General features: G+C 71.9%; 13 protein-coding genes and 3 tRNA genes. 6 read left to right on the top strand and 10 right to left on the bottom strand.

Going from position 1 to position 13,400, the window contains the following annotated elements; genetic code table 11:
• Positions 1-2: 2 nt before the first annotated feature.
• Together tgmA and NMK44_RS19405 are read right to left on the bottom strand one after the other, a co-directional pair.
• Positions 3-263, bottom strand: a complete 261-nt coding sequence (tgmA, locus tag NMK44_RS19400; RefSeq protein WP_254744777.1) for a putative ATP-grasp-modified RiPP — start codon at positions 261-263, stop codon at positions 3-5.
• A gap of 135 nt (positions 264-398) precedes the next feature.
• Entirely contained in the window at positions 399-794 is a 396-nt protein-coding gene (locus NMK44_RS19405; protein ID WP_254744779.1) for an ATP-binding protein, read from the bottom strand.
• Positions 795-980: 186 nt separating this feature from the next.
• On the opposite strand from NMK44_RS19405, the gene NMK44_RS19410 reads away from it, so the two are divergent.
• The 6 genes from NMK44_RS19410 to NMK44_RS19435 all read left to right on the top strand — a co-directional run bounded on the left by NMK44_RS19410 (position 981) and on the right by NMK44_RS19435 (position 8,363).
• Positions 981-1,850, top strand: a complete 870-nt coding sequence (locus NMK44_RS19410) for a helix-turn-helix domain-containing protein (RefSeq protein ID WP_254744781.1) — start codon at positions 981-983, stop codon at positions 1,848-1,850.
• Complete coding sequence (locus NMK44_RS19415; RefSeq protein WP_254744783.1) at positions 1,847-2,074, top strand: DUF397 domain-containing protein; 228 nt, start codon at positions 1,847-1,849, stop codon at positions 2,072-2,074. Before NMK44_RS19410 ends, NMK44_RS19415 begins: the two co-directional genes overlap by 4 nt.
• Before the next feature lie 64 nt (positions 2,075-2,138).
• A complete protein-coding gene (purD, locus tag NMK44_RS19420) occupies positions 2,139-3,407 on the top strand; it encodes a phosphoribosylamine--glycine ligase (protein WP_254744785.1) in 1,269 nt (422 codons plus the stop codon).
• A 283-nt stretch (positions 3,408-3,690) separates the two neighbouring features.
• On the top strand, positions 3,691-5,580 hold the full coding sequence (locus NMK44_RS19425) for a hypothetical protein (RefSeq protein WP_254744787.1): 1,890 nt from the start codon (positions 3,691-3,693) through the stop codon (positions 5,578-5,580).
• Between the two features lie 274 nt (positions 5,581-5,854).
• Positions 5,855-7,366 carry a N,N-dimethylformamidase beta subunit family domain-containing protein gene (locus NMK44_RS19430; protein WP_254744789.1) on the top strand — a complete coding sequence of 504 codons (1,512 nt, stop codon included), beginning with the start codon at positions 5,855-5,857 and terminating at the stop codon, positions 7,364-7,366.
• A gap of 76 nt (positions 7,367-7,442) precedes the next feature.
• Positions 7,443-8,363 carry a phosphoribosylaminoimidazolesuccinocarboxamide synthase gene (locus tag NMK44_RS19435; RefSeq protein WP_254744791.1) on the top strand — a complete coding sequence of 307 codons (921 nt, stop codon included), beginning with the start codon at positions 7,443-7,445 and terminating at the stop codon, positions 8,361-8,363.
• 113 nt (positions 8,364-8,476) lie between these two features.
• Here the strand turns inward: NMK44_RS19435 and NMK44_RS19440 are convergent.
• From NMK44_RS19440 to NMK44_RS19475, 8 genes are all read right to left on the bottom strand, one after another.
• Positions 8,477-8,549 (bottom strand) — tRNA-Gly (locus NMK44_RS19440).
• Positions 8,550-8,744: 195 nt separating this feature from the next.
• Positions 8,745-9,383 (bottom strand): response regulator transcription factor, encoded by a 639-nt coding sequence (locus NMK44_RS19445; protein WP_254744793.1) that lies wholly within the window; start codon positions 9,381-9,383, stop codon positions 8,745-8,747.
• Entirely contained in the window at positions 9,380-10,624 is a 1,245-nt protein-coding gene (locus NMK44_RS19450) for a sensor histidine kinase (protein WP_254744795.1), read from the bottom strand. Before NMK44_RS19450 ends, NMK44_RS19445 begins: the two co-directional genes overlap by 4 nt.
• 36 nt (positions 10,625-10,660) lie before the next feature.
• The gene (locus NMK44_RS19455) at positions 10,661-11,446 is read right to left on the bottom strand and encodes an ABC transporter permease (protein ID WP_254744797.1); all 786 of its coding nucleotides are present in this window, start codon (positions 11,444-11,446) and stop codon (positions 10,661-10,663) included.
• Positions 11,443-12,450 carry an ABC transporter ATP-binding protein gene (locus tag NMK44_RS19460; RefSeq protein ID WP_254744799.1) on the bottom strand — a complete coding sequence of 336 codons (1,008 nt, stop codon included), beginning with the start codon at positions 12,448-12,450 and terminating at the stop codon, positions 11,443-11,445. The genes NMK44_RS19455 and NMK44_RS19460 overlap by 4 nt, the downstream gene beginning before the upstream one ends.
• A 142-nt stretch (positions 12,451-12,592) precedes the next feature.
• Positions 12,593-12,668: transfer RNA gene (locus tag NMK44_RS19465), tRNA-Gly, on the bottom strand.
• A 79-nt stretch (positions 12,669-12,747) separates the two neighbouring features.
• A tRNA-Gly gene (locus tag NMK44_RS19470) sits at positions 12,748-12,819 on the bottom strand.
• Between the two features lie 103 nt (positions 12,820-12,922).
• Positions 12,923-13,240, bottom strand: coding sequence for a histone-like nucleoid-structuring protein Lsr2 (locus tag NMK44_RS19475; protein WP_254744801.1), 318 nt, complete (start codon positions 13,238-13,240; stop codon positions 12,923-12,925).
• Positions 13,241-13,400 lie beyond the last annotated feature (160 nt).

Raw genomic sequence — 13,400 nt, forward strand, 5'->3', positions numbered from 1 at the left:
CGTCAGTCCTGGTCCGATTCCTGGTCGTGGCCTTCATCGGCGTTCGATGGGCCGTTGCCATCCCCCTGGCTGGTGCGGGTCCTGGTCTCCTTCCCGGTGCCCGTACCGTGCTTGCCCATCTCCACCCGGCGTCCTTGTGCATCCCCGTAGACGGTGGTCTGCGTATCCGGGGCAAGGGCAATCGCCGTGCCTGTGACCTTGACGAGGGTGGGATAGGGCTCCATGCGGGTCAGACCCCACGGTGTCCTGGTCTGCTGGCTCATGGTCCTCCTCTCTGAGGAATGTGGCTGTGCCATGGTCGCCGCACGCGATGGGGCTGCTGGTCAGTACCGATTCCACGAGCAGGTTGCGGCGGTCGAACAGGGCGCACGGGTGCGCGCCGGAGGCGCGCGGACTGGTCACTGGTCGTCCTTGGTACACAGCTCGGCCCACACCCGCTTTCCCCAGCCCAGCGGATCCGCTCCCCAGCGGTCGGACATGGCCTCGACGATCGTGAGGCCCCGGCCGTGCTCGTCGTCGGCGGACGCGTCGCGCTGCGCGGGCCGCGTACGGGACTTGTCCACGACGGCCAGCCGTACCCGGCACGGCTCTGGCCGGGAGACGCTCACCCGCACTAATCGGCTGCCGCTGTGCGCCACGGCGTTGCCGATCAGCTCCGAGATCACCAGGGCCGCGGGGTCGGCCAGGTCGGCCAATTGCCAGGTATCGCAGGCTGCCCGGACCAGGAGCCGGGCGCGGCGGGCCGATTCGGGTGCGCAGGGGAGGGTCTGGCTGTAGGTGCTCAGCGCGGACATGGGGGCTCCAGCGGCATGAGTGCTCGGATTTCGTTGCCGCAGAATGCCCTGGTGAAGCCGTAACTGGCAACGTTGGAGCATCAATTCACAGAAAGAAGAAAAGGTGTTCTATCGACTTGCGCACCTTGCGATGTGAAACTCAACCCGGGGTGCAGTCTGGTGCACCTTTGGAGGGGAATAAGCACCATGCCGAATTCACGAGCAGTACCAACGTTAAGAAGGCGCCGTCTTGGTGAGGCGCTGCGCATGTACCGCCGCAACGCCGGGATGAGCCTGGAACGGGCCAGTGAGGCGATGGGGTGGGACGACAGCAAGTTGTCCCGCATCGAGAACGCAAAGGCCCGCATGCCTCCGCAGTACATCGGGAAGTTGCTGAAGCTGTATGACGTGACGGATCCCGAGGTCGTGTCGGCGCTGATCGACCTGGCCCGGGACGCCGGGAAACAAGGCTGGTGGCGGGCGTACGGCGATGTCGTGCCCTTGGCGTACAAGGACTACCTGACGCTGGAGTCCGACGCGGAGAGCACGCACATCTACGCCCCGGGACTGATTCCCGGTCTGCTCCAGACCGGGGCCTACGCACGCGAGATCATCCCTGCGATCGACATGTCTCGCACCCCGGAAGAGGCGATCGCCCTCACCGAGGTCCGCAAGATGCGGCAGGCGATCCTCACCCGGCCGGACAAGCCGATGAAACTCTGGGCCGTCATCCACGAGGCCGCGCTGCATCAGCGCTTCGTCTCGTACCCGTCCCTGATGCGTGAGCAGCTCCGGCATCTGCTCGACATGGCGGAGCTGCCGACCATCACCATCCAGATCATGCCGCTGTCCGCCACCCCGCACCCCGGGATGATGGGGCTCTTCCACGTGGTGCGCTTCCCTCAGCCATGGCCCACCGTGGCCTACCTGGAGAACATCCGGGGCGGTGACTTCGTGGAAGGTATCGACGACGTCAAGCTTTTCGAGACGGCGTTCGAGCGCATCGTCGCGGCGGCGCTGTCGGTGGATGATTCTTGGGAGACCATCAAGTACTTGCTGGAGAGGAACGCCACGTGAGCATCACCGGCCGCAAAGACGATCTCTACGACATAGATCTGAGCACGGCGCCATGGCGCAAGTCTTCATTCAGCGACGGCGCCAATGGCTGTGTCGAGATCACTGATCTCCCCGGCGGCGGTGTCGCCCTCCGCGACTCCAAGAACCCCGACTTCCCCGCGCTGCGCTACACCGCCGCCGAGTGGGACGCCTTCCGCAAGGGCGTGCTGTCCGGCGAGCTGTGATCCACAAGGCGGTGTGCGGCCCCACGAGGGAGCCGCACACCGCCGAGGCCGTAGGGTGGCCACCGTGAAGGTCCTCGTCATCGGCGGCGGCGCCCGCGAACATGCCCTGTGCCGCGCACTCTCTCTCGACCCCGACGTCACCGCACTGCACTGCGCCCCCGGCAACGCCGGCATCGCCGAGGTCGCCGAGCTGCACGCCGTCGACGCCCTCGACGGCGGTGCCGTCGCCGACCTCGCCACCGGCCTCTCGGCCGACCTGGTGATCGTCGGCCCCGAGGCCCCGCTGGTCGCGGGCGTGGCCGACGCCGTGCGCGGTCGCGGTGTCCCGGTCTTCGGGCCGTCCGCCGAGGCGGCGCGGCTGGAGGGCTCCAAGGCGTTCGCCAAGGACGTGATGGCGTCCGCGGGCGTGCCCACCGCCCGTTCCTACGTCTGCACCACCCCCGCCGAGGTCGACGAGGCCCTCGACGCCTTCGGTGCCCCCTATGTCGTCAAGGACGACGGACTGGCCGCGGGCAAGGGCGTCGTGGTGACCGGTGATGTCCAGGCCGCCCGTGAGCATGCGCTGGCCTGCGGCCGCGTGGTGATCGAGGAGTTCCTGGACGGCCCCGAGGTCTCCCTCTTCGCGATCACTGACGGCGAGACCGTCGTCCCGCTCCAGCCCGCCCAGGACTTCAAGCGCGCCCTCGACGGCGACGAGGGCCCGAACACCGGCGGTATGGGTGCGTACTCCCCGCTGCCCTGGGCCGACCCCAAGCTGGTGGACGAGGTCATGGCCACCGTGCTCCAGCCCACCGTGGACGAGCTGCGCCGCCGTGGCACGCCCTTCTCCGGGCTGCTCTACGCGGGTCTGGCGATCACCTCGCGCGGTGTGCGGGTGATCGAGTTCAACGCACGCTTCGGCGACCCCGAGACCCAGGTGGTCCTCGCCCGGCTGAAGACCCCGCTGGCCGGGGTGCTGCTGGCGGCCGCCACCGGCGGCCTGGCCGCCCTGCCCCCGCTGCGCTGGAGCGACGGCGCGGCCGTGACGGTCGTGGTGGCCTCGCACAACTACCCGGGCACACCGCGTACGGGTGACCCGATCACCGGACTGGCGGACATCGCCGAGCAGGACGCCCCCGAGGCGTATGTGCTGCACGCGGGCACCAAGAAGGACGCCGGGTCCGGCGCCGTGGTGAGCGCGGGCGGCCGGGTGCTCTCCGTCACCGCGACCGGATCCGACCTGGCCACCGCGCGCGAGCGGGCGTACCGGGCGGTGGACCGGATCGGTCTGGAGGGCTCCCACCACCGCACCGACATCGCCGCGCGGGCGGCCTCGGAGACGCCCTCCGGCTGACCGCGCGGGCCCCGGCCCGGTTCTCGTACACGTCGTCCACAGCAGGACTGACGTCGCACATCGCGGGGTTCCTGGTTCTGCCCAAGGCCATTCCATCGGGTGAGCGCTTCCCCATCCTGCTGACGCACGCCCGGCCCCCAACTAATGTGCCGCTCAGGCGAGGTGCGGCAACTGGCCCACCGGCATTGCGATGCCGGTGGCCGGTGCGAGAGTGGGGGTCAAGACAACGCCGCCGTCGTCCGCCGTCCACACACGGGCTGGACCGTAGGGGGTGAAGAGAACCGTGGCAGGTCCCGAAGCAGGTGCACTGGCGGCACGCGCCCGTGCCCTCGCGGTACTGCGGATCCGGAGCACCGCGCTCGCGGTCGCGCTCCTCCCGGCGGCCGCGGCCGTCGTGCTGCTGGCCGGCAGCGCCATGGGCCGCATCGGCGGTTCGCACGACGAGGGCTGGACCGCGCTGCGCTGGATCGTGGTCGGCGGCGCCCTGCTGGTCCTGCTGCTGGCGGCGGCGGTGGCCGCCGTGATCGTCCGGGCCAGACCCGCGGTCACCCCCACCGTGCCCATCGCCGAGGAGACCGCCCCGGACCTCTACCGGCTGGTCCGCGATCTGGCCGAGCGCATGGAGGTGCCCGCGCCCTCGGCGATAGCGCTCACCCCGGACTGCGACAGCTGGCTGGAGGACCGCACCCATCCCGCGTACGCCTCCCGCCGGGGGCGCGGTGACCGCGGCTCGCTCTCGGCCGACGGCACCCGGGCCGTCCCCGGCACGGGTCTGCCCGGGGCGCCGGGACCCGCGGGGGACGACCGGCTCACGGACCGCCGGGAGCGGCGCGGCGCCCCACAGGCCCCGGTGCTGGTCATCGGCTCACCGTTCCTGTGGTGGATGCGCGTCGCCGAGCTGCGGGCGCTGCTCGCGCCCGTGGTGGCGGGCACCGGCCCGTCCGTGCACCCCGACATAGCCGCCGCCCGGCGCTTCGTCCGGGGGCTGGACGCCGCCGTGGCCGTCGCCACCCGCGGCGGCGAGCCCGTGTCCGCCTCCCCGTACGGACCCGGTCCGCGGCCGGGAGCCGCACCCGCCGCCGTGGCGGCGCTCGGCCGGGCGGTGCGCCGTCCCGCCTTCGCCTTCGTCGGCTGGGTCGCCCGGCTGCTGCTGCGCGGCTGCCGGGACCACGCCGTCCAGATGGAGCGCGCGGTCGCCGCGGCCGCCTCCGAGCGGGCCCGGACGGTCGACTACGGGCTGCGGATCGTCGCCCAGGAGCAGGTGGGGCTGGCCTACGCGGGCTGGGACCGGCTGCTCACCCGGGTCGCCCTGCCCGCCTGGCGGATGGGCCGCTGGCCCGCCAGGCTGGACGCGGGCGTGGTCTCCGCGCTCACCGAGCTCTCCCGCCGGGACCGGCTGGCCGAGGGGTTCGCCTCCCGGCTGAGCGAGCGGCCCGCCTGCGATCTGCTGGAGGAGCCCGGTCTGATCGACGAGGCCACCTCGCTGCTCGCGGCCCGGCTCTTCCACGGCGGCCCGCCGGAGCCCGGCCCCGACTGGTCCCCGGTGGACTGGGGGCAGTACCCGGAGGAAGTCGTCGACCGCAAATGGCGGTTGGAGGCGGCCCGGCTGCACCGGGTCCTGGACGGCCGGTCCGGACCGTCGGACACCCCGCCGGGGCCCGCGGATCCGCCCACCCCGCCCACCCTCGCCCGGGTCATAGAGCGTTTCACCACCACGGGCGGTGACGGCCGGGAAGCCGGGCCGGAGACCGAGGAGCGCGGCCCCGGGCTCGCGGCCCGGCTCAGCGTGGAGCTGGCCCGGGAGGAGGCCGTCCAGCAGGAGGCCAGCCGGGCGCATCTGGCCCGTGCGGCCGCCGAGGGCGGCGCGGCGGGCGGTGGTGACCCCTGGCTCGACGGCTTCGCCCCGCTGTTCCCGCTCCAGCCGCCCCGCACCGGCCGTGAGCTGCTCGCCGACCATGTCACCGCGATGGTCTGCTGCGCCGCGGTGGACACCGCCGGTGCCAGTCCCGGTCTGGACTGGCTGGACGGGCCCGCCCTGCTGGTGGACGGACGGCGCCGGGCGGATCTGGCGAATCCGGTGCTGAGCCTGGTCGAGGACGGGGACGACGGGCCGCTGCGCGCCTGGCTGGCTGAGGTGGGCGTGCGCCCGGAGAAGCCGGTCCGTCTGGTGTGACCGGTTCCGGCCCCTCCGGAATCGGACACATATTCCCTCGACTGTCGCTCGTTCGGTTCTCGTTCCAGCAAATTAGCGACTATGGGTGACGGAGTGGGTGCGTAATGTGATGTGCTGGGACCGGTCGTTGTCACCCGGCCCAGCGGACCGGCCCACAGGCCCGGTCCACCGACCGGTCACGCGGCCCGGCCCACAAGGCCGGACCACGGGGGCGCGGGTGTGAGGCGGGATGGCTACGAGCTGCCGCCGGGGTATGCAGGGAGGGGAGCAGGGGATGGGGACGGACCAGATCCGGCGCTGGGAGTCGGGCGCGCTCGCCCACGCGGTGACGGATCCTTTCGGCCAGGGTCCACTGCCCTGGCTGCGCGGCAGCGAGAACTACTTCGACGACACCGGGCAGGTGGTCCCGTGGTACGTGGACCACGTCCACACCCCCGGTGCCATCGACCGGGCGATCGACCGGACCGCGCTGCGGCCCCGCGACCGCCGCGCCGCCCGGGTCCCCGGCCCCCGTACCGCGGATGACGTCCACCGGCAGATCAAGGGCTTCACCTCCGCCTCCGCCGCGGCCCCCGGCGAGGCCATCGACTTCCGCATCACGGTCGACCCGCCCCAGCAGTTCAGCGTGGACATCTACCGGATCGGTCACTACGGCGGCGACGGCGCCTCGAAGATCACCACCAGTCCGCGGCTGTCCGGCATCGTCCAGCCCGCCCCGCTCACCGCCGACCGCACCGTCTCCTGCCACCACTGGTGGCTGTCCTGGCGGCTCCAGATCCCCCACTACTGGAAGCTGGGCGCCTACGTCGCGGTGCTCACCACCGCCGACGGCTACCGCAGCCACATCCCCTTCACCGTGCGCGACAGCCACCCCGCCGATCTGCTGCTGGTCCTCCCGGACTTCACCTGGCAGGCGTACAACCTCTACCCGGAGGACGGCCGCACCGGCGCCAGCCTCTACCACGCCTGGGACGAGCGGGGGCGGCTGCTGGGCGAGTCCGAGGCCGCGGTCACGGTCTCCTTCGACCGGCCGTACGCGGGCGCGGGGCTGCCCCTCCATGTGGGCCACGCCTACGACTTCATCCGCTGGGCCGAGCGCTACGGCTATGACCTCGCCTACGCCGAGACCCGCGATCTGCACGCCGGCTCCATCGACCCCACCCGCTACCGCGGCCTGGTCTTCCCCGGCCATGACGAGTACTGGTCGGCGCCGCTGCGCCGCACCGTGGAAAGCGCCCGTGACCGCGGCACCTCGCTGGTCTTCCTCTCCGCCAACACCATGTACTGGCAGGTCGATCTCGCCCCCTCGCCCTCCGGACCGGACCGGCTGCTGACCTGCCGCAAGCGCCGCGGCCCCGGCCGCTCCGCGCTGTGGCGGGAGACCACACCCGAACAGCAGCTCATCGGCATCCAGTACGCGGGCCGGGTGCCCGAACCGCGTCCGATGATCGTGCGCAACGCGAGCCACTGGCTGTGGGACTCCACCGGCGCCGAGGAGGGCGATGAACTGCCCGGACTGGTCGCGGGCGAGGCCGACCGCTACTTCCCGCGCACCTCACTGCCCGAGCACGACGGCCGGATCCTGCTGGCCCACTCCCCGTACCAGGACGCCGAAGGCGCCACCCGGCACCAGGAGACGTCCCTTTACCGGGCCCCCAGCGGCGCCCTGGTCTTCGCCTCCGGCACCTTCGCCTGGTCACCGGCGCTGGACCGCCCCGGCCACCGGGACGAGCGGGTGCAGCGCGCCACCGCCAATCTGCTGGACCGCATCTGCAAGCGGGTGTGAGGGCGGGCCGGGTCCGGAGACGGCCGTGACGTGCGGCAGAATCGGGGTGGCTTGGACAGAACCACCAGGAGGCAGCGTGTCCGGATTCGTGGAAAAGCCCGAGCCGGTGGAGGTCCCGGGCCTTGAGCACCTGCACACCGGCAAGGTGCGCGACCTCTACCGGAACGAGCGGGGCGAGCTGGTGATGGTCGCCAGCGACCGGATCTCCGCCTACGACTGGGTGCTCCCCACCGAGATCCCCGACAAGGGCCGGGTCCTCACCCAGCTCTCCCTCTGGTGGTTCGACCTGCTGGCCGATCTGGCCCCCAACCATGTGCTCTCCACCGAGCTGCCCGCCGGGGCGCCCGCCGACTGGGAGGGCCGCACCCTCATCTGCCGGTCCCTGGAGATGGCCCCGGTCGAATGTGTCGCCCGCGGCTATCTGACCGGTTCGGGCCTGGCCGAGTACCGCGAGACCCGTACCGTCTGCGGCCTCGCCCTCCCCGAGGGGCTGACCGACGGCTCCGAACTGCCCACCCCGATCTTCACCCCGGCCACCAAGGCCGACGTCGGTGAGCACGACGAGAACGTGGCCTACGAGGAGGTCGCCCACCGGATCGGCGCCGAACCCGCCGCCCAGCTCCGCCAGGCCACCCTCGCGATCTACGCCCGCGCCCGTGACATCGCCCGTGAGCGCGGCATCATCCTGGCCGACACCAAGTTCGAGTTCGGCTACGCACCGGCCACGGTGGGCGCCGAGGGCGCCGAGCCGGTTCTCGCGGATGAGGTGCTCACCCCGGACTCCTCCCGCTTCTGGCCCGTCGACTCCTGGGAGCCCGGCCGGGCGCAGCCCTCCTTCGACAAGCAGTTCGTCCGCGACTGGCTGACCTCCCCGGCCTCCGGCTGGGACCGGCACGGCGAGCAGCCGCCGCCCCCGCTGCCGGACGAGGTCGTGGAGCGCACCCGGGCGAAGTACATCGAGGCGTTCGAGCGGCTGACCGGCAACCGCTGGTCGTGACCGCCCCGCGCACCGGGGGTGTGGCACACCCCACACCCCCGGATGGCGCACGGCATACCGGCGCACGGCATACGAAAGGGCCCCGGTCGAGACGACCGGGGCCCTTCACTCTGAGCGGACGACGAGGCTCGAACTCGCGACCTCAACCTTGGCAAGGTTGCGCTCTACCAACTGAGCTACGTCCGCATACGCCGCACATTCCGTACGGCGCGCCTCTACTATAACCAAACCCTCGGCGGGGGAACTACCACGCCCCCTCGGTGCTCATTTCCCCTTCTTGGACACGTTGAGCGCGATGGCCGCCACGATCACGATGGCGATGACCCAGATGATCACTGTGGGTGCCGACATGGTCTCCTCCTCCCGGCGTCCCTCCCAGCGTCACAGCCAGCCGCGCTCCCGCGCCATCCGGGCCGCCGCGTGCCGGTTCTCCGCGGACAGCTTCATGGCGGCCGACGACAGATAGTTGCGCACCGTGCCCGGTGAGAGCCCGGCCCGCCCGGCGATATCCGCGATCGACGCCCCGTCCGCGGCCAGGTCCAGCACCTCCGCCTCGCGCGCGGTCAGCGGGGAGTCGCCCGCGCTGATCGCGTCCGCCGCCAGATCAGGATCCACATAGCGGCTTCCACGGTGCACGGTGCGGATGATCTCCGCGAGCCGCTGGGCGGAGGCCGTCTTGGGCACGAAGCCCCGGGCCCCCGCCTCCAGCGCCCGCTTCAGATGGCCGGGACGGCCGTGGCTGGTCACGATCATCGAGCGGCAATCGGGCAGTTCCGTGCGGAGCGCCGCGGCGACCCCCACCCCGTCCGTTCCCGGCATCTGGAGGTCCAGCACCGCCACATCGGGCCGGTGCGCCCGCGCCATCGCCATCGCCTCGGGCCCGGACGCGGCCTCCGCGACCACCACCAGGTCCTCCTCCAGGGCCAGCAGGGCGGCCAGCGCACCCCGGATCAGATGCTCGTCGTCGGCCAGCAGCACCCGGATCACCGCCGGCTCCGCCGGATCCGTGGATCGCGTCATGACGTGGCCTCCAGCGGCAGTTCGGCGCGCAGCCGGTAGGTGCCCCGCTCCCCGGGCCCCGACTCCAGCCTCCCGCCCAGCGCCGCGAGCCGCTCCCGCAGTCCCGGGAGTCCGCTGCCGCCGGTGGTCCCGCCCTCCCCGGCGGGTGCCGGAAGCGCCCCCGTCCCGTCCGCGCCCACCCCGTCGTTCTCCATCTCCAGCACCGCCGTCGGCGCCTCCGCTCCGTCCACCCGCACCCGCACCGTGCAGCGCGCGGCCTCCGCGTGCCGCAGCACGTTCGTGGTGCCCTCCCGGACCACCCAGCCCAGGGCGGAGCGCACCGCCTCGGGTAGTTCCGCCGCGCCGCCGTCCTCGATCCGGCAGTCCACCCGGGCCGCCGTCAGCACCGACCGCGCTCCGGCCAGCTCCGCCTGGAGATCCGCGTCCCGGTAGCCGCGCACCACCTCCCGCACCTCGCGCTGCGACTGCCGGGCGATCCGCTGGACCTCTTCCATCTGCCCCACCGCCTCCGGCCGTTGCCGCCGGGCGAGCTGGACCGCCAGTTCGCTCTTGAGCGCGATCACCGCCAGATCCCGTCCCATCACATCGTGCAGATCCCGGGCGAAGCGCAGCCGCTCCTCGGCGACGGCCAGCCGGGCCTGGGTCTCCCGGCTGGCGTCCACCTCCCACATCACCACCAGCACCCAGTTCGAACTGCGCACCGTGGACAGGAACAGCGCCCCGACCAGCGGGACGGCCAGCAGGGCCGACACCGCGGCGATCGGATCCCGCCCGGCCGTCCCCATCGCCACCGCGAGCGTCACCGCGATGACCGCGTGCACGGACCAGAACCGGCGCGTCGAGGCCAGCAGCGCGTAACCGGTGCTGAACGGACCCACGCACAGCGCGATAGCCAGCACCGACGCACCCGGCGCGCGCAGCGCACCGGCGGCCTCCAGGGACACACAGACCCCCAGCCCCGCCACCATCAGCGCCGCCGCCACCCCCGTGAGCCGCGGTGCTGTGGGGCCGCCGCGCAGCCGGTGGTCAAGACCCCGCCGCAGCACCGGGGCGGCCAGCAGGTTCTGCACGGAGGTCACCCCCACGAGCGCGCCGAGCAGCGCGGGCGGGGCGTCCTGCGCGAGCGGTGGTTTGGCGCCCACCACCGCGAGCTGGTAGATCCAGGGCACCGCGTACAAGGTCCACCGGGTGAACAACTCCACCTTGGTGAGGCGGCTGCGCCCCCGCCATGGCCGTATCACGACTGCCCCCGTCTGCTCCGTCTCGTATGCCGTCACTCAGCGCCGCGGCTCCCACGGGAACCGGCGGCGCACGGTCCACCATGCCAGGGCCGTCCAGGCCGCCGCCGTGACCACCGCGGCCAGCGCCTCACCCGCGCCCATGTCCCCGGTCCAGCCCGCCCGCACCAGGTCGATCACAGGTGTCAGCGGGAGCCGTTCGCAGAACTCGGCCACCTGGTCCGGCAGTACCTCCAGCGGTACGAAGAGACCGCTGGCCAGCATCGACAGCAGCATCATCGGCATCGGGGTGAGCTGTGCGGACTCCGCGGTCCTGGTGTACGCGGCCGTCGCCGCGGCCAGCGCCGCCATCTGCGGCAGCCCCAGCGCCACCCCGAGCACGGTCAGATACGGGGCCTCCGGCGCCGGAACGTCCATCGCCAGGCTCACCGAGACCACCAGCACCACACACTGGATCAGCCCGATCAGCAGCGCGGGCACCGCCGCCCCGGTGAGGATCTCGGTGTCGGTGGCCTCCCCGGCGCGCAGCCGTTTGAGGACCAGCTCCTCACGCCGGATCACATAGACGCCCACCAGGTTCGTATAGACCGCGAGGACCAGCGCCAGCCCGATGGAACCGGGCAGCACCAGGGTGCCCGGCGACAGTCCGGTGCCCTTCAGGTCGATGTCCCCGGTGAAGGTGGACATGCTGAGGGTCAGCATCCCGGGCAGCACCAGGGCGGACGAGAGCGCCGCCCTGTTCCGCAGCAGCAGGGTCAGTTCGGCGCGGCCGAGGGCCAGCGCCCGCCCGGTGGTCGTGGTGGTTCCCGTCAGCGCGGTGCTCATCGTGCCGCCCCCTCCATCGTCCGCTCCTGCGGCATCTCGCCGTCCTCGTCGTCCAGTCCCCGCGCGATATGCAGGAACGCCTCCTCCAGTGAGGCCGACCGGGCGTCCAGACCGGCCAGTCCGATCCGCCGGTCCCGCGCCCAGAGCAGTACCTCGGTGGCGGTGCGCTGGAGGTCCCGGGTGCTCAGCCGGACCGTCGTCCGGCCCGCCGCGTCCGGCATGCCCGGCAGCTCCATGGCGTCGGCCGCCAGCAGCTCCACGGGCGGCAGGTCCCCGGGGTGGACGTCCGTCGGGAGGGTGAGGGTCAGCCGGGAGGGGCGCTCGGCCACGATCTCCGCGACCCGGCCCGAGGTGGCGATCCGCCCCCGGTGCATGATCGCGAGCCGGTCGGCCAGCGCCTCGGCCTCCTCCAGGTAGTGCGTGGTCAGCAGCACCGTGGTGCCCTGGTCCCGCAGCGTCCGCACCAGCTCCCAGGTGTCCCGCCGGCCCTCGGCGTCCAGACCGGTGGTCGGCTCGTCGAGGAAGAGCACCTCGGGGTGGCCCAGCAGGGCCAGCGCCAGGTCCAGCCGCCGGCGCTCCCCGCCGGAGAGCATCTTGACCCGTACGGCCCGCCGCCGGGCGAGCCCGACCAGCTCCAGGGCCTCGTCCACCGGCCGGGCGCCGCTGGTGCACCCCGCCCACATCCGCACCGTCTCCACGGCCGTCAGCTCACTGGGGAAGCCGCCCTCCTGGAGCATCACCCCGATCCGCGGCCGCACCAGGGCCCGTTCCCGGTACGGATCGTGGCCGAGCACCCGCACCGCACCACCGGTCGGGGCGGCCAGCCCCTCCAGCAGTTCGACGGTCGAGGTCTTGCCCGCGCCGTTCGTGCCGAGCAGGGCGAACAACTCGCCCCGCGCCACTTCGAAGGAGACGCCCCGTACCGCGTCGAAGCCCTGTGCCCCGGCGGGACCGTACCTCCGCCGCAGCTCGTTCACCTTGATCGCGTTGTCACCGACATGCATGGCTTCCAGGTTTCCGTCGCCCCGGCGGCTCCGGCAGTGCGAGCTGTCACCGGCTGCGATGACAAATGTCATCGGGCGTACGGCGGGGGAACGCTGAAAACGGATCAGGCCCCGGTCGAAATCGACCGGGGCCTGATCTGAATGGAGCGGACGACGAGATTCGAACTCGCGACCCTCACCTTGGCAAGGTGATGCTCTACCAACTGAGCCACGTCCGCATGCCTCCGAACGGCTCTCACCGAACGGCGCGTGCATCACTCTACCTGATCCACTTCCATGGAACGGTCAGGTGATGAGAGCGGGTGACAGGGATCGCACACTGCGCCTCCCCCTTGGAAAGGGGGCGCTCTACTACTGAGCTACACCCGCATGGTGTCTTCCTCGGGGTTTTGCCTTCCGGCTTCGCCCCTCGGCGTGCTCCAGACTCTAGCGGATCACCCGGGGTGCTGTGCAACTCGGCCGAACGGGTCGGTCAGCTCGACGCGTTGAACGCCTCGTAGACCTTCTTGGGGATACGGCCGCGCGGCGGCACCTCCATGCCGTGCGACCGGGCCCAGGCGCGCACCGCGGCCGGATCCGGGGCGACGGAGGTGCGGCGGTAGGTCTTCCCGGAGCGGGAGCGCTTGCGGCCGGCCTCGACGAAGGGGGCCAGGGCGTCACGCAGTTTCTCCGCGTTGACCGCGTTGAGGTCGATCTCGTACGACCTGCCGTCCAGCCCGAACGCGACCGTCTCCTCGGCAGCCCCGCCGTCGAGGTCATCGGAGAGCGTGACTACTACGCGCTGCGCCACGAAAATCGGTCCTTTCGGGCTGCATCGTTGCGTTGACGTGCAAAGATGACAGCTGTCCAGTTGTAAGCGAACAATGCTTTTTCATTTGTACAGCGGACGACAATGCATTGTGAAGCCCTGATAATTCTGCCCGCGTGTCACACCGCAATCGGGACCATAC

Origin of the sequence: Streptomyces cucumeris, assembly GCF_024295805.1 — a bacterium.
Lineage (GTDB): Bacteria > Actinomycetota > Actinomycetes > Streptomycetales > Streptomycetaceae > Streptomyces > Streptomyces cucumeris.